Source organism: Edaphobacter dinghuensis (assembly GCF_014640335.1).
Classification (GTDB): domain Bacteria; phylum Acidobacteriota; class Terriglobia; order Terriglobales; family Acidobacteriaceae; genus Edaphobacter; species Edaphobacter dinghuensis.
The window spans coordinates 233,692-250,169 of the sequence record NZ_BMGT01000001.1; the positions used below are offsets into that span (position 1 = coordinate 233,692).

Sequence of the window (16,478 nt, forward strand, 5' to 3'; positions counted from 1 at the left end):
GCCACGGCATCACTTCTCTGCGCGGAACGTCTTTCCCAGCTCGTTTTCACCCAGTCTGAAGTAGTGGCGAAAGTTGTAGATCAGCGGAGACCACTTGCCAGGATCGACATAGTGATCGTCGATGACGAAGTCGCTGGCAACATGCACCTTTAAAACCTCGACCTCCGCCGCCACCGCTCCACCAAGCTGTGCCAGCTTCTCGCCTTCAAGGCGATGCAGCTTTCTAACCCGCGCCTCCATATGGACGGGGCACTCCTCGGCCCGCATCGGCTGCACTGCCTCACTCGCCAGCGGCGTCAGCCCGGCAACTTCAAACTTATGCGGCTCATAGCGAAACTGCTTCTGCTTGATCTCAGGCACTGGGTCTTTGCCCGTCAGCGGAGCCAGCTTCTCCACCTCGCGCCACATATCCGGCGAAGGCAGGTTCACCACACACTCCGGATGCCGCTCGAAGTTCTCCGCCGTCTTCGTCTCATCGAGCAGGCCCAGCATCAACGTCCACCCCAGTGCCCAGAACGAAGACATCGGAGCAAGGTTGGTACTGCCGTCCTCATTCAACGAGCTGATCAAAGCAACCGGCGTTCCAAAGTAAAGGATCTTGGGTTCAATCGTCCGAAATTCCATATGCCTGTTAAGATGCCGCAGCGCAACGAAGAATTCGCTTTATTACAAAGAGCGCGAGCGCAGCTCCATGAATGGGCTACGCTCGCGCTCTTTGCAACTTAGGCTAGCGGGGCTAATTAGCTGCGCCAGCAGAAACGCCTGACGCCGGAGCAGAGATAAGCACAATGCTTCCCTGGTTATCCGTCTCCATCTTGGAGTAAAAGCTACGCAGTCCGGTGTACTCATTGGGAAGGAAGATGATAGTGCCCAGAGAGTAGTTCCGCCGAAAGGTGACGCTGGTAGGCGTGGAGGCCGTCGAAATATCGTAAGCCGCAAGATTCTGAAACTGGAGCTGGTCCTTCGTGGGCATCGATTCCACCTTCAGCGAAGCCGGAAAGCTGACACGAACTGCATCCTGGTCAACAAAGGCATAGTCGAAGTAAACCGGAATCTCTCGCTTCTCATGCGGAAAGCTCGGCTTCGCATTCACCTCGAAGATGTCCGCCGGAACAATCAGGCGCTTGCCCGTCGAAGAACCGATCTCCCCATGAACCATGAAGCTCACACGCAAAGGCTGTTCGTAGTCTGCAAGCTTGTCGATGGAGACTACCTTAACGTCCATCCCCGCCGGCAGAAGATCTTCGACACTGGTGCGAAGATCGTGTTCGAGGCTCGTAGCATCTCCCTTAAGCGAGCGCTGCCGCCAATACAAAGCGGGCGCTCCGATGTAGACCATCGTGATCTGTCCGGTGGCAACACCATGCACATCCATATTCAGATCGCCGACACGCTGAATGCGCGATGCGGTGTAAGGCTGCCCAGGAACCTTCGCAACCGTTGTGCCATCGTCGGTCTGGCGAAGCCCCTCGGCAAACGAGTGCTTCCAGGCCAGGCTTCCGTAAGGGCAGAACCGCGATCCGGGATCGAAGTATTGTTCCTTCCCGTCCACGTTGACGATCGCAAGATCGTCATCAAGCTGCCCAAGACTGAAGTAACTCGGCAGAAATATATTCTTATCTCGATTTGTAACCGCGGCCACATAAGCCTTCATTCCGGCAGCGCGAACCATGGCAACAAAAAGATCGGAGAGCTGATCGCTGCTGCCGCGCTTACGCTCCCACACATCATCCGTCGAGCGAATGGGCTTGCCGCTATCGGCCTTCTCTTCCGCGTTGGTGTGTTCCCGTGTGAAGTCCGTGTTCTCAAGCTGCATGACCGCTGCATAGAGCTTGCGAAGCTTCTGCTCCTGCGTATCGGTCGGCAGCGTCAGAGTCTTGACGGCCGCTTCAACCCCGGGTCCGGGGCCAATGAACTTGTCATGCATCTTCGACCAGTATTTGCCCTCATTCTTCCAGAAGTCATCGCTGTTGCGGTACGGAGTGTAATAAAAGAGCACGCGATAGCTGAGGCTGGAGATGGGCGGCATATAGTCTTCGTTAGGCACGGGAGGGATATCGTGCACATTGAGCTCGAAGATCTGTTGCCCCGGATTGAAGTCAACCGCCGGCATCGTTGTGTGCTGCAGCTCGGTGCCGGCCGGAAGAATCGGAGTCCATGCAATCGCATTGGTGAGGTTGTGATGTCCATCGTTGCTGATCAACGTTTTACTGGTCGGCCTCCACACATAGTGCGCCTTGCGGGTGTATAGGTCGGACTGGATATACCAGCGCGGTGCCATAAAAAAGTTGTCATCCAGGCGCTGGTCATAGCGGTACTCGATGATGCTGCCTACTTCGACATCGGGCAGCGTAAAGACCTTGGCCATATACTTCGTGCCCTGCGACTTCTCGACTAGCTTCTGATAAGGCTTGCCGGTAAAAGGAATGATCGTTCCATCGGGATGGATCGTCCGTCCTTGGATCTCATCGATTGAGATGCTTCCATTATCGAAACTCGACGAGTATCCCAGCTCTACGTTGGCATACTTCTTACCGCTTTCAGTCAGCACCTTAAGCCGCTCGTAGACATGCATCGCATGCATCTTGTCTTCGGTAATCTCTTCGCGATACAGATAGACCGCCGCAGCACCCGGAACCTCAGGCTGCGAGGTCATCGAAAGTTCTTCCGGCGTCGGCGTTATCCATTGCTCCGCCCGCGCTAACGGCGAGGACAGGATCAACAGAGCAGCAAAAAATACAGGGCAGAGAGCACGACAACCTGACAGGTGTTTCATCTCGATTATTTCCTTCTTCTCTAAAAAATGCTGGCAAAAATACCGTTGCGTTCAACGTTTCTTGAGTACAGCGCGGCCCTGCTCATCCGCCTCGATGACTCCGGCCAGCTTCTGGAGATCGCCATACTCGTCGGATGGAATAGTAACCTTGCGAACCGTGTAGGTGCGTGTGTAGTGAAGCGTGTCGCCCTTAACCTCGATAGAGCTTTCATAAGCGGCAAAGCCGAGATCAAGCTTGACCGGGTCAGGCGTCTCATCGACGGTATAGCCCGGCGGCAGCTCGATGCTGAAGTCATCCGTCGCCTGCATCGTCTGCCGCAGATTGATCGGAACCTTGCGTACCTTGCGGTCCGTCTCGAGACCATCGCTGCCAAGCACCCGCGGGCGCACCATCAGCAGCGGTCCCATGGCCTTCGCAAAGTGGTCGGCAGTCAATGAGTACGAAGTGGTCAGCTCCTTGCCCAGCGTTGCCGCATTCTGCACCGCAAAGCCGGAGACGGAAAACGTGGTGAAGTCCCTTCCAAGGCTGTTGTCGAGAAAGTCGCTCTGATGCTTCGCATCTTCCATGACATACAATCGGCGTCGGCTCTCGGAGATATCGCCAAATCGCTTCTCAGTCACCGTTCCCTTCAGAGAGCCGTCCGGCTCAAGCTGAAAGTGCGCCGTCCGATGAATCGTATTGAGTGTCGGCGCCAGAACAGGCAGTGCAACAATCTGGCTCTGGTCACCCTCCAGCAGAAGTCCATAGCTTCCCTGAAGCCCGTGCTCAAGCTGGCCAAAGGGAGTCTTGTCCCACGTGGGATCGAAGATCAGATACTGGTGCCCGTTCTTCGCCGTGATGATGCTGTGCAGCTTTGGCGAGCTGTAGCCCTGCGGTATCTCGATCGCCGCGATCATATGATTGCCGACGATCGACGGCGCATCCGGATCGATGACACCACGGCTCGTATCGACCATCATTAACGCCGAGTGGATGCCTACGCTCGAAAGCATCGCAGAGAGCAGCGTGGCCTTGTCCTTGCAGTCGCCATAACGATTGCGAAAGATGTCGCCTGCAAAGTGCGGCTGATAGCCGCCGATGCCCATCTCGATGACAAAGTAGCGCACCTGGTCCTGTACAAACTCTGAGATGGCCTGCGCCTTGTCGTAGAAGTCGGCCTTGCCCGCAGTCAGCTCGCTGGCCTTCGCCGCAATCTCAGGCGTGGCCACAAGCCGGTCCTTCGCCAGCCCCTCATACCACTCACCGATACTCTGCCACGTCCCATCCGTCTTCACCGGAACGTCCGCACCGAAATAATGCACCGTCATCCGTCCGGCCAGCGAGAGCTCCGACGGACGATAGAGAACATGCTCGAGATTGATGGCGGGAACGTCCTTCATCTCCCATCGCCAGCGCTGGCTCTCAAGATCGGCAGCCTTCATCGGCTCATGATGGGCCCACACCGTGCCAAAGCTATAGCCGAGCGGCAGCTCGAGAGTAAATGTCTGGCTCACACTCGGCAGATCGCCCTGGAAGAACCAGGTCTTTTCCGTCAGGAAGGGACGAATGCGCTGCTCATACTCGTAGGCAACCACGCCGCCAGGATCGCGGCCCGGCGCATCGGCGACCTTGACCTTATCGTCCTCAAAGAAATCTCCCTGCCCCGGATAGCCATATTGGACGAACTCATTGTCCTTCATGGCATATTGGTGACCGTCAGGCCCGATGCTCCAGACATGCAGCGAAAGAATCTTGGTGTCTTTATCGAAGGGAACGGCAACGGTAGCGTCGTCCCGCCCTTGTGGCCGCAGAATCTTCACCACGCGGCGATAGTGCTCCGTGGCCTGGCCATTGGCCGCAACGCTGTAGGTGGTGTCATCGAGAAGTACAATTGCGTTGGTCTCAGCCGGGTAGTCCGGCAGCTTCTGCGCGGCAGCGTCGCGGACCCAGTCCGGAACGGTATCCTGCTTGGCGAAGCAGAATGGTGCGGCAGAGAGAAGAATCAGGACAACAGTCGCAAAGCGGTAGCGGCAGGCCCAGGAAGACGGTCCTACATCGTGTGTCATCAGGCCTCGTACATCCCACCTTTCCCGAGGGAAGGGTGGAATTCAAATCCAATATTGAATGCGTGCGAAAGTTATACGACGGCAGGGCCTTCGGATCAAGACAAAACTACACGGAGAGCGCCACTCAAACGAGTGAACAGCCGATTCGGGAATTTAAGCCAGCCCGGTGCTCTGCGCCTGCTCGTGCGCGTGATAGCTCGACCGCACCAGCGGCCCGCTCTCCACGTGCCTGAAGCCCATCCCCAGCGCCTCGTGCTTCAAAAACGCGAACTCCTCCGGCGTGTAGTACCGCGCCATCACCAGGTGGTCGCGCGACGGCCGCAGATACTGCCCAATCGTCAGAATATCCACCTTGCGGTCGGCCAGATCGCGGAAGACCGCAAGGAGCTCGTGCATCTCTTCACCCAGACCCACGATGATGCCCGTCTTCGTCACGATCGACTCGCCTGTCTCCGCCGCAATCTCCTTGGCCTGTTCGAGAAAACGCAGTGACCGCTCATACCGTCCGCCGCTCTTCGCCACACGATAAAGCCGCGGAACCGTCTCGATATTGTGGTTCAGAATCTCGGGCTTCGCCGCCACCACCATCCGCAGCGACTCTTCCACGCCCTGAAAGTCCGGAGTCAGAATCTCCACCCTGCAGCCCGGTGCCTGCAACCGGATCTCTTCAATCACCTTCACAAACGCCTGCGCCGCGCCCACGTTATCGTCATCGCGGTTCACGCTGGTAATCACGGCATGGGCCAACCCCAGCTGCGCCACGGCATAAGCCACCCGCCGCGGCTCGTCAAAGTCAATCGGCTCTGGCCTGCCCTTGGGCACCGCGCAAAATCCACAGCGCCGCGTGCACAAGTTGCCCAGCATCATAAAGGTCGCAGCCTTCTGGTTCCAGCACTCGCCGATGTTCGGGCAATGCGCGCTCTCGCAGACCGTATGCAGGTTCAGCTCGCGCGCCATCTTCTTCAACGCATGGAAGGTCTCGCCCATCGGAGCCTTGGCCTTCAGCCACTCGGGCTTGGGAGCCGGCTTCCGCGGCGACAAATCAATCTGCACCAGCTCAGCAGTCGGAGTCATCATTAATGATTGTATCGAGTCGTCAGAAAAACGATCCTACCCATTCACCGGAAACGCCGGTATCCGCACGCTTTAACCCATCCGAATGCGATCTATTTCGCGTCCTCGTACTCCTCATGCCACGCCGTCTGGATCGCCTCCAGAATGCCCTCGTTCGACTTCGCCGGATCTCCCGCAAACCCGGGCAGCTCGGTCACATAGCGGTGCAGGTCGGTAAACCGGACGGTATAGGGATCAAGGTCCGGAAACTTCTCCTGCAGCTGAATTCCGATCTCTTCGGAATCTGTCCATCCAATCTCGCGAGCCATGGTCTGTTCTCCTCAATCGTTATTTTACGGCGCGTTATCGATGACGAAATTCATTGTCCATTGTGCTAAAACTCTATAAAAATTCTTCACAACATAGCGTATTCTGGTATATATGTATCCCATTCAGGATATGTATGTTCCCTATCGGGACCGTTTGGAGGTGTATTTTTCTTGGCAGAGGTTCGAGTACAAGAGGGCGAACCCCTTGAAAATGCTCTGCGCCGCTTTAAGCGCAAGGTTCAGACCGAAGACATTATCAAGGAAGTCAAGCGTCACTCCTTTTATCTGAAACCAGGTGAAAAGAAGCGCGTCAAAGAAGCGCTCGCGCGTAAGCGTAATCGCAAGAAGGTCCGTAAGGAGCAGGACTAATCGCTCCCTAACCAAGTCAGGCCGTCCCGGCTTCACGCTCGCGGACGGCCACTTGAAACAACCAGCAGATGGACTCCCGCCACTGATCTGGTTCCTCCGGCAGAGAGAGCATGCGCAGCAGCTCACCGTGACCGGAGCATTGATGAATCTGAGCAACAAGCAGCAACGGGCCCCTTTAAATCCTGCAACGAAAGATCACGAAAAAGGTTGAGCGCCCGTCGGCCTCACGATAATCAATGCCCACGGGTATTTCACCCTTTTTCCGCAAGACGGGAGAAGCGGCTATGGAATTTGTGGATAGGCTATTAACCTGCGCAGACTGTGGCGGCGAGTTTATCTTCACCGCTGGCGAACAACTCTTTTTCTTCGACAAGCAATTCAAAAATGATCCCAAGCGCTGCAAACCCTGCAAATTTAAACGCGCAGGCGCAGCCTTGCGAGCCGGGTCAAGTTCATCTGCTCCCGTACTTTCGCGCACCGAAACACGGACCAGGTGTTCCGAGTGCGGGATCGAGACCACCGTTCCCTTCAAGCCCACGCAAGGACGGCCCGTGCTTTGTCGCCAGTGTTTCCAGCATAAGCAGCCTCACGCTGCCGTTGCCGCCGACCTGGTCGCTGCTTCAGAGGGAGCGGCCATCAACGCCGACCCAATCGCCGCGATTCCCCACGCCTGACTGCAACAGCCGGCCCTCCCTCTAAGATGGAGTGAGAGGGCTTTTATGCACACGGCTGATTCGGATCTGGTGCGAGCGCGAACGCAGGTTGGCGACTTCGAGTTGACGGTCTGTACCGATGGAACCTACAAACTCGACGGCGGAGCTATGTTTGGCGTCGTACCCAAGACGCTCTGGCAGAAACGCGCCGAGCCCGACGCCGACAACCGCATCCTGCTCGGGCTCAATACAGTCGTAGTTCGAACCGGAAAACACACCGTTCTGATCGAGACCGGCATCGGCAACAAGCAGCCCGCAAAGCTACGTGCAATTCACGAGAACCAGGAGCTGCTGCCGGCCTCGCTCGTAGCCGCCGGCATCGCCGTCGAAGAGGTGGACTTCGTCATCAACACCCACCTCCACTTCGACCACTGCGGCTGGAACACCACCCTGCACCCGGACGATTCAGTAACCCCGACCTTTCCCAACGCGCACTACTTCGCCCATCGCGGCGAGGTCGAGCACGGCCACCTCCAACTGGAGCGCGACCGCGTCAGCTACCTCTCCCCCAACTACGATCCCCTGATCGAATCCGGTCAAATGACGCTCATCGAAGGCCGCGAGGCCGAAATCTGCCCCGGCATCCATGTGGAACTCTTCCCCGGCCACACCGCTCAATTAATGGGCATCCACATCGAATCGGCAGGGCAACACGCCTGCTACATCTCCGACCTGATCCCCACCAGCGCCCACCTTGATACGACCTGGGTGATGGGCTACGACCTCGACCCGCTGGAGACGATCGTGCAGCGCAAGCGCTTCTATCAACGCGCAATCCCCGAAAACTGGCTGGTGCTCTTTACGCACGACCATCGCAACCCCATGGCGCGCATCGGCCTGAACGAGAAGCAGAAGCCAGTCGTGATTGCGACGGAATAGATGAAGCTCTTATCTATTCCAACTCTTCCTTCCAGCGCAAAACGTCCCGCTTTAAAGGCTGCAGGTGTCTTTCGACGATGCTCCAGACAATCATGTCATCGACTTCGCCATATTCATGCGTAAGAAGATTTCGGAAGTCGACGATCTTTCTGCTGTGTTCAATCTTTTGCTCTGTTGCCGGAAAGTGGCGCATCATCTGCGCGAGAGCCTCGCCTATGACTGTAAACTTACGTTCGACCGCAGCCCGCAACATGGAATTTTGCTCGTATGTCGCCAACGTCTGCCCGCTGGTAAATTGCTCCACGTCGGAGATGCTTTGCTCAAGTTCCCAAAGATAAATTTGCAAACTACGCGGCATAGAGGGTCTCTTGCGTTGTTTCAAGTTCGCGACGGAAGAAGGGATTGCGAATATTTTGTGAACTGATCACATCGATCTCGCGCCCAAGAAGATCGCTCAGAGCATGGTGGAAAGCGAAGTAATTATCCGCATATTCGCTGATAGAGAGAGGGCCGAATTCTACAACGAAATCAATATCGCTCTGAGCAGGATTGAAGTCGTCACGCAGAGCAGAGCCAAATACTCCTAGCCGGCGAACGTGATACTTCTGACAAAGATCCTGAATCTGTCGCTTCTTGGTTGCAAGTTCATCGAGCATCTCAGAATTCCCCCCCCCCGTCTTAGTCTATCTACTGCACGATTTCATCACACTTCTGATCCTCTATAGCTATTTCCTCTCTGGTATAGCTCCCTTTGTTTGTCATTCCCGAAGGGAATCTGCGTTTTATTCGAATTACCAAGACTATACGTTGGAGGAAACCCGCTCTAATGCAGAAAAGCCCTGCCGAAGCAGGGCTTTTCAAAAGCTGTGAATCCATTACGCGTTGATCGGATCGATCGAGACGAAACGGCCGATCTGGCCGCGATTCTGGAAGCGGACTACGCCGTCGACCTTCGCGAACAGGGTGTCGTCCTTGCCGCGGCCTACGTTCGCACCGGGCTTGAGTGGGGTTCCGCGCTGACGAACGAGGATGGAGCCACCGGTGACGGTTTCGCCGCCGAAGCGCTTGACGCCGAGCCGCTGTGCATTTGAGTCGCGACCGTTTTTGGAAGAACCTAAGCCTTTTTTATGTGCCATTGCATTGCCTCTTTCGCGCGGCCCTCAGGCGTTCGCGGGATAAAAATAAAAACCAAATCTCTTTTCTCTTTGCCGGGAAGCTTACTTAAAGCTCTTGCCGTTGACCTGAATCTCGTTGATCTTGACTTCGACGAAGTTCTGGCGGTGACCCTGCATCTTCTTGTACTGCTTCTTGCGCTTCAGCTTGAAGACCAACACCTTGTCGCCACGGCCTTCGCCGACGACAGAGGCCAGAACCTTGGCTCCGTTCAGCTCCGACTCGAACTTGCCTGCTTCGCCGCTGACGGCCAGGACGTCGGAGAACTCGACCGCTCCGTTTTCGGAGGCGGTAGTCTCGATCTTCAACTTGTCACCTGGGGCAACGCGGTACTGTTTGCCGCCTGTGCGGATCACTGCGTACATAGCTAAAACCTCAAGCGTGCGTTGCTAAAAAACGCTATCGCTTCTTCACATAGATTGTGCTGCATGGGGCGAATACAGGAGCACTGCATCAAGCCAACTGGCTGAATCGTCGCAGGATTCGCAGACTCAAGCCGGTTGTCCCTGCAACCCTCAGCTCGGAAACACAATTCGAGACACACGGGCTACAGCGCCAAACTTAAGAAGTGTACCGTGTTTCCGGGGGAGGGTCAACCCAACATTTGGCAGAGCAAGCTCAATCCCGAAACGGTCTCATGTAACCAGTAAAATGCCGTTTCTCCGGTTACATTGAGTGACTCGTAACCGGTAAAAAGCCGTTTAGGTGGTTACAGACTGCTGCCTAATAGCTGCGCTGATACATACGGGAGACTCGGTCATGCCAGCCGAGGCCGTCATCGTCGAGGAAGGCCCAGAGGAAGCCCAGGCCCAGGGGGGAAAGAGAGAGGGCCGTGATCAGGATGCGGCGGCGCATGGCGGCGCGGGTCGGATTATTGTCGTTGAAGGTGCAGAGACCGATGCGAGCGTAGCGCATCCCCGGGGTCGCCTCGGAGAAGGTGAAGAACAGCGCCTGATAGAGCAGCGCCATCAGGGCGAGCACACCGACCGCGCCGATGGCTGCGATCTGGGTGGGAAGCTGCGGCACGGCGAGCTTATCGAGAGTCAGCGCGAAGACAGTGGCGAAGCTGAGGAAGCCGGCGAGCAGGATGCAGCCGTCGACCAACCCTGCCATCAGGCGAAGGCTGAGCGATGCGGTATGCAGCGGAAGCGTAGGGACGAAGGGCAGCCGCGAGGTCTCGGGCTCGACGTAAGAAGAGACAGGCAGAGCGCTGAGCAGGATCGAAGACCACTCGGGCTCGACCGATTCGGCTGACTCGACCGGCTCGATTACGGGCTTGGTCGAGATCTGCGTGGGCTCGACCTCGAAGATACGGAGCTGGGTAGCGTCGTGAGCGTGTTCGGCCTCTTCGCGCAGCGGACCTTCGGCGATGCGCGGGCGGGCGCGGCGGGGAGCGACGAGCTGACGGGGAAACTCGATGAGGTTGGCGGGAATCTCGACCGGCGCAACCGGGTCTTCGAAGGTAGGAGACTGGCGGAAGGCGATCTCGTCCTCGAGCGCGAGCCGTTCGTCTTCTTCGATCTCATTGATCGCTTCGAAAGAGTTCTGATAGCGGGGACGGATGGGGCCGCTGAAGGGCTCGGGGATCGAGTGCTTGCTGTCTTCGTAGAGCCGAACGGTGAGGCCAACGCTCGAGACCTGAGTCTGCGGCTCGGTTTCGGCGAAGGATGACAGATTTTGGGGAGCCGCGGGGGCGACAGATGACAAAGCTGGGGCGGAGACCGGCGCCGAAGGAACGGGCGGCGGAGTGAGCTGCCACTGGTCAAGCTCGGCGAGCAGCTCGTTCTGCGCGTCGGCGATGGCCTGAGCGCTGCGCGCGGCGACCTCGGCAGCAGCCTGCGCCTCCTGAATGGCGCGCTCGGCCTCGGCGGCGAGAAAGGCGCGATAGCTTTGCGACTGGGCGTAGCGCTCGGCGACGGCTGCAGCGATGCGCGCGGCGCGCGGCCTGGCAGAGGCAGGGCGGGCCGCAGCGGGCACAGGAGCGGCGTTAGGTTGCGCGTGACGGGCGCGGTGAGCGGCCAGACGCTCTGCTACCTGTTGCTTGAGGGCAAAGGGAGCAAGCATTGCTTCCGATTCTGCGGCGGCTTCGTCCAGTGGCTGTATGTCAAGCTGTGCAGAGCTCATTGTGCTCAAACCTAAACCCGCTTCCGTGAAATCGTTTAGCCTCAGAGAGTGGTGCGTCTGACAAGTTTTGAAAACATCGAACGGAAGTTGAGGGCTGATCGGAGACGTCTCCGGTGCGCCCTGAGAACCGTTTACCTCTTGATAACTATCACGATGATTGCAGCAAGTCATCCACAGCTTCGCGCGCAAGAGGTGACGAATCAGGCAACCCCCGCGACGATGCTTCCGGAGGAGCCGTCGCCATCGAGCAGTTTGGAGTCTTCGCAGTATCCAGAGGCGATCGTCGTGCCTTCGACCGAGAAGACGGCGCCGGTGGTGATGGAGTCTGATATGCAGTCGAAGACGGGCGACCGTTACGTGCTCGACGGCAATGTCGTGATCACCTACGGCAATCGCAAGGTGGAGGCCGACCACATCGAGTACGACAGCGCGACCGGCGAGCTGGAGGCGACCGGACACCTGAAGGCGACCGGCGGCGCAAACGACGAGATCATCAACGCCAGCCACGGAACCATCAACCTGAACAAGCAGACGGGACGGTTCTACGATGTCTCGGGTTCGGTGGGGCTGAAGAGATCGGGACACAACAGCAAGATGGTGTACGCGAACGGACACCCTTTTCTGTTTACGGGCCGCGTGGTGGTGCGCAGGGGGCCGGAGGAGTACGAGATCTACGGCGGAACGGTGACCTCGTGCCAACTCGAGCATCCCGACTGGCTGCTGTATGCGGGCAAGTTTGAGGTGAACGGTGAGATGGCCAGCGCGCACAACAGCGTCTTCCACCTCTTCAACCTTCCTCTGCTCTACATGCCTTATGTCACGCATCCGGTAAGCACGGAAGGGCGACAGAGCGGCTTCATGATTCCGGTGATCGGCGAGTCTTCGACCAAGGGCCTGATTCTGGGCGAGCAGATCTACTTCGCCATTAACCGCAGCACCGACCTGACGGTGGGCGCGGAGTACTTCTCGAGCCGCGGCTGGTCGCAGTCGGCGATGCTGCACTATCGCGGGCTCGACAACGACTTTGCGACGGCACGCTACAGCGGCCTGCTCGACCGCGGCTACGTGAGCGGCGGGCAGTACATCAACCAGGGCGGCCAGGATGTGACCTTCTCCGGGCGGCATGATTTTTCGGCGCAGACGCGAATCGCGAGCGATATGGAGTATCTGAGCTCGTACCCTTACCGCGAGGCGTTCACGGAGAACTTCAACCAGGCGGTCTCGACCGATATCCTCTCGTTTGCGTATGGCGTGCACGAGGCGAACGGCTTTGCCTCGGACGTGCGTGCCGACCGTTACCAGGGGCTGAAGCGTATCGCCGTACCGGCTACGCCGACGACACCGGCGATTCCGGCCCAGGAGGTCCGCATCTTTCATGCGCCTGCGATTGAGACCTATTCGACCGACCATGCGCTGGGCACGACCGGGCTGCTGTGGAACATTGAAGCTTCGACCGGTGGGCTGAAGCGCGTGCAGCCGAACTTTGTGAGCAGCGGCGTTACCCAGCGGTTCGACCTGCATCCCGAGATTGCCTATCCGCTGAAGCTGGGTGAGTGGAAGTTTTTGCCCTCGCTGGGAGTGCGGGAGACGCTCTATAGCCGCAGTCTGGAGCCGCCAAAGTCTGCGGGGGAGGCGTCTGTCGAGCATCGCGGCGGGTTGAGCCGCAGTGACGTTGAGGCGCAGGTAGATATAAGGCCGCCGGTGATCGAGAGGACCTTCGATTCGAAGTTTGTGGAGAAGCTGTTTGGCAGCGAGGTGCGCCACACCATCGAGCCGGAGCTGAAGTATCGCTATGTCGGCGGCGTGGATAACTTTTTGAAGGTACTGCGCTTTGACGATGTGGACGTCGTAAGCGATACCAACGAGATGCAGTATGGCGTGACCCAGCGGCTGTTCCTGAAACCGGCGAAAGGCAAGGAGGCCAAGCCGTGCAAGGTTGCGGAGAAGACCGATAAAGATGCCGGTCAGGACGCAGATCAGGCGCAGGAGAATGACGGCGGCGATGCAGACACGGATGTTCCGGTATCGCAGTGCGGCGCGCGCGAGTGGATTAGCTGGCGGCTGACGCAGAAGTATTTCTTCGACAAGAACTTTGGCGGAGCGGTGGTCGATGGCAAGCGGAACATCTTCGACACGACGCTGAACCTTTCGGGCGTAGCGTTTTTGACGGAAGCGAGAGAGATCTCGCCGCTGGTGTCGCGGCTGCGGGTGAGGACGTCGGCGAAGATGGACGTGGAGTGGGACTTCGATCTCGATACGGGAGCCAAGAAGTTCACATCGAACAACATGCTGGTGGATCTGCACGAGGGCAACACCTTTGCCGGGTTGAGCTATGCGCGGCTGAACGCGCCGGGACGGTCGTACACGCAGGGAACGTCGTCGCTGGTCTCGAACTTCAGTCAGCTGCGGCTGCTGGCGGGGTACGGTTCGCCGACAAAAGTCGGGCTGGGAGTAGCGGCAAACGTTGGGCTCGATCTGAACCTCGGATCGGTGCAGTATGGGGCGCTCCAGACCTCGTACAACTGGGACTGCTGCGGGTTGAGCGTGGAGTACAGGAAGTACGAGCTGGGCTCGGTGCGAAACGAGAACGCGTACCGGTTCAACTTCACGTTGGCCAATATCGGGTCGGCGGGAAATCTGCGGCGGGCGGAACGGCTGTTCTGAGTGAGGGCTGGGCGACTGGCTAACAGACCTTCGACAGAGGTCTAATCGACCTTCAGGAGATGGCTAATAGACGGCCAAAAGACGGCTGCGTGAGATAATCGGAGGGTGCTGATTGCTGTGAAACCCTTCCGAATTCTTGTCTTTGCCCTTACCCTGGCGGCCCTCGGCTGCCACGCTCAGGTACCAGCGGAGGCCAACGGGGGGAAACTTTCTCCTGATCTGGCGCGACGGGTGAAGGTTCTGATCCGGTCGCGGTCGGGTGTTCCGCCGGACTACGACATCGCCGTCGGGCCTCGAACGAAGAGCGATGTTCCGGGATACGATGCCATCGCCGTGACGTTTTCGTCGGAGGGCAAGACGAGCAAGCCGGTGACGTTTCTGCTGTCTGAGGACGGCAAGACGCTGGCGCAGTTCAGCAAGTTCGATATCAGCAAGGACCCGAAGCTGTTGGTGAGCGACGAGGGACGGCCTGCGCGTGGCGGCCCGGAGAACGCTCCGGTGCTGATTGTGGGCTTCGACGACCTGGAGTGCCCGTACTGCGCGAAGATGCATGCGCAGTTGTTCCCGGCGCTGACCGAGCGCTACAAGAACCAGGTGCGCATTGTGTATAAGGATTTTCCGCTGAGCCAGCACCCGTGGGCGATGCACGCGGCGGTTGACGTGGAGTGCATGGCGGCACAGAGCGCGACGGGATATTGGAACCTGGTGGACTACATCCACGCGCACGCGGCGGAGATGGGCGGAGCCGAGAGAAGCGTCGCCAAGGCGAACGAGACGATCGACTCGCTGACCAAGGCCGAGGGAGCGAAGCAGAAGGTGAATGAAGGCACGCTTGCGGCCTGCATCGCCAAGCAGGACGACACCGCCGTACAGGTCTCGATGAAGCTGGGTGACGAGCTGGGAGTCGATTCGACACCGGCGCTGTTCGTCAACGGCGAAAGGATCGTGGGTGCGGTCCCGATGAAATATGTGTATAAGGCTATTGATGATGCGCTGATCGCCTCAGGCCAGACTCCGCCACCACCGCCGCCGGATGAAACTGTCCAACCAACCGAGACCACACCGGCGACCAAGCCCGGAAACTAGCTTTGATGCAGGAGAATTGATTACGTGAAGAGATTGTCGAGCGATATGAATACAGCCTTGCCCGCGCGCTTGCAGCGCCAGGTTTCGATTCCGGTTGTCCTGCTGATGGCTGCCGCCCTGCTCCCGGTTGCGGGTTGCAAGCAGGAGCACAAGGCCGACGTCGTGGCGACGGTAAACGGCCACGCCATCATGAAGTCGGAGATGGACAAGCAGTATGAGCAGCAGTTGGCCCAGCAGCAACAGCAGCCTCAGTCGGAGGACCAGGCCAACTCGCTGCGGCTGAATGTTCTGCGCGCGCTGATCGACGAAGAGATCGTGCAGCAGCGCGCCGCCAAGATGAACCTGACGGCGACCAGCGAAGAGGTCGACACCAAGCTGAATGAGATGAAAGCCCGCTACACCGAGGACCAGTTCAATCAGCAACTGGCGGCCAACCATACGACGCTCGACGAGGTGAAGCACGACCTGCGCCGGTCGCTGACGCAGAACAAGCTGCTGAATAAAGAGATCAACTCGAAGATCACGGTGACGGATGCGGATGTTGCCAGTTACTACAACCAGCACAAGTCCGAGTACAACCTGATTCAGACGGAGTATCACCTGGCAGAGATTCTTGTGACGGATGTGCCGTCACCACAGCCGGTAAATCTGCAAAACAGCAAAGCGACGAACGATGCCGATGCCAGGAAGAAGATCCAGGCACTGAAGAACCGGCTGGACAGTGGCGAGGACTTCGGCACGATGGCGATGAATTTCTCCGAAGATCCGGAGACGGCTCCCAATGGCGGCGATAAGGGTTTTGTTACGGTGGACCAGATGAAGGTAGAACCCGCGGTTCTGAACGCCGTACTAAAGCTGAAGCCGGGAGAGGTGACCCCGATTGTTCCGCTCGTGGATCCTCAGAGCAAGAAGCCCGCAGCCTATGCGGTCTTTAAGTTGATTGCGATTGAGCCTGCGGGACAGCGCGAGCTGAAAGATCCTAGCGTGCAGCAGGCGATCCGGCAGCAGCTTCACGAGGGCCGTTCGCAGCTGCTCAAGAACGCCTACTTCGAGATGCTGCGCGATCAGGCGAAGGTCGAGAACTTCTACGCCGAAGAGATCTTCAAGAACGACGCGCACTAAACATCCTCTTTACCTGACCCCTGTGTTTGTCCTGCATATAAGGGCAAAATACAGGGGTCTTTTCCATTTGAGCGGCAAAGAATCCTCGCCACGAGAACTGAGAATTTGTTTACGTATTGGACATTCGACCTCCGGACAGCGGAT

16 protein-coding genes are annotated in these 16,478 nt (G+C 57.9%); 6 read left to right on the plus strand and 10 right to left on the minus strand.

The features are described from left to right. Positions 1–9: 9 nt before the first annotated feature. From IEW09_RS00855 to iscX, 5 genes are all read right to left on the minus strand, one after another. Positions 10–624, minus strand: a complete 615-nt coding sequence (locus tag IEW09_RS00855) for a flavin reductase family protein (protein WP_188552281.1) — start codon at positions 622–624, stop codon at positions 10–12. Positions 625–736: 112 nt separating this feature from the next. Then, positions 737–2,776 (minus strand): DUF3858 domain-containing protein, encoded by a 2,040-nt coding sequence (locus IEW09_RS00860; protein WP_188552282.1) that lies wholly within the window; start codon positions 2,774–2,776, stop codon positions 737–739. Between the two features lie 51 nt (positions 2,777–2,827). Next, entirely contained in the window at positions 2,828–4,822 is a 1,995-nt protein-coding gene (locus tag IEW09_RS00865; RefSeq protein WP_188552283.1) for a DUF3857 domain-containing transglutaminase family protein, read from the minus strand. A gap of 153 nt (positions 4,823–4,975) precedes the next feature. Continuing rightward, complete coding sequence (lipA, locus tag IEW09_RS00870; RefSeq protein ID WP_188553136.1) at positions 4,976–5,896, minus strand: lipoyl synthase; 921 nt, start codon at positions 5,894–5,896, stop codon at positions 4,976–4,978. A gap of 92 nt (positions 5,897–5,988) precedes the next feature. Further along, complete coding sequence (gene iscX, locus IEW09_RS00875) at positions 5,989–6,204, minus strand: Fe-S cluster assembly protein IscX (RefSeq protein ID WP_188552284.1); 216 nt, start codon at positions 6,202–6,204, stop codon at positions 5,989–5,991. A gap of 171 nt (positions 6,205–6,375) precedes the next feature. Here iscX and rpsU point away from each other — a divergent pair, with 171 nt between their 5' ends. The 3 genes from rpsU to IEW09_RS00890 all read left to right on the plus strand — a co-directional run bounded on the left by rpsU (position 6,376) and on the right by IEW09_RS00890 (position 8,165). Then, complete coding sequence (rpsU, locus tag IEW09_RS00880; protein ID WP_014267628.1) at positions 6,376–6,573, plus strand: 30S ribosomal protein S21; 198 nt, start codon at positions 6,376–6,378, stop codon at positions 6,571–6,573. A gap of 284 nt (positions 6,574–6,857) precedes the next feature. Continuing rightward, positions 6,858–7,247 (plus strand): zinc-ribbon domain containing protein, encoded by a 390-nt coding sequence (locus IEW09_RS00885; RefSeq protein WP_188552285.1) that lies wholly within the window; start codon positions 6,858–6,860, stop codon positions 7,245–7,247. A 45-nt stretch (positions 7,248–7,292) separates the two neighbouring features. After that, entirely contained in the window at positions 7,293–8,165 is an 873-nt protein-coding gene (locus IEW09_RS00890) for an MBL fold metallo-hydrolase (protein ID WP_188552286.1), read from the plus strand. Between the two features lie 13 nt (positions 8,166–8,178). On the opposite strand, the gene IEW09_RS00895 is transcribed toward IEW09_RS00890, so the two are convergent. The 5 genes from IEW09_RS00895 to IEW09_RS00915 form a co-directional block, all read right to left on the minus strand. After that, positions 8,179–8,547 carry a HepT-like ribonuclease domain-containing protein gene (locus IEW09_RS00895; protein ID WP_188552287.1) on the minus strand — a complete coding sequence of 123 codons (369 nt, stop codon included), beginning with the start codon at positions 8,545–8,547 and terminating at the stop codon, positions 8,179–8,181. Beyond that, positions 8,513–8,821, minus strand: coding sequence for a nucleotidyltransferase family protein (locus tag IEW09_RS00900; RefSeq protein ID WP_188552288.1), 309 nt, complete (start codon positions 8,819–8,821; stop codon positions 8,513–8,515). Before IEW09_RS00900 ends, IEW09_RS00895 begins: the two co-directional genes overlap by 35 nt. A 219-nt stretch (positions 8,822–9,040) precedes the next feature. Continuing rightward, positions 9,041–9,301, minus strand: coding sequence for a 50S ribosomal protein L27 (rpmA, locus tag IEW09_RS00905; protein WP_188552289.1), 261 nt, complete (start codon positions 9,299–9,301; stop codon positions 9,041–9,043). A gap of 81 nt (positions 9,302–9,382) precedes the next feature. Beyond that, complete coding sequence (gene rplU, locus IEW09_RS00910; protein ID WP_188552290.1) at positions 9,383–9,703, minus strand: 50S ribosomal protein L21; 321 nt, start codon at positions 9,701–9,703, stop codon at positions 9,383–9,385. A 358-nt stretch (positions 9,704–10,061) separates the two neighbouring features. Further along, positions 10,062–11,462 (minus strand): RDD family protein, encoded by a 1,401-nt coding sequence (locus tag IEW09_RS00915; RefSeq protein WP_188552291.1) that lies wholly within the window; start codon positions 11,460–11,462, stop codon positions 10,062–10,064. Positions 11,463–11,615: 153 nt separating this feature from the next. Here IEW09_RS00915 and IEW09_RS00920 point away from each other — a divergent pair, with 153 nt between their 5' ends. The 3 genes from IEW09_RS00920 to IEW09_RS00930 all read left to right on the plus strand — a co-directional run bounded on the left by IEW09_RS00920 (position 11,616) and on the right by IEW09_RS00930 (position 16,334). Further along, the gene (locus IEW09_RS00920) at positions 11,616–14,126 is read left to right on the plus strand and encodes an LPS-assembly protein LptD (protein ID WP_188552292.1); all 2,511 of its coding nucleotides are present in this window, start codon (positions 11,616–11,618) and stop codon (positions 14,124–14,126) included. Between the two features lie 117 nt (positions 14,127–14,243). Beyond that, complete coding sequence (locus IEW09_RS00925) at positions 14,244–15,212, plus strand: DsbA family protein (RefSeq protein WP_229738989.1); 969 nt, start codon at positions 14,244–14,246, stop codon at positions 15,210–15,212. 24 nt (positions 15,213–15,236) lie between these two features. After that, a complete protein-coding gene (locus IEW09_RS00930; RefSeq protein ID WP_229738990.1) occupies positions 15,237–16,334 on the plus strand; it encodes a SurA N-terminal domain-containing protein in 1,098 nt (365 codons plus the stop codon). Positions 16,335–16,478: the final 144 nt, after the last annotated feature.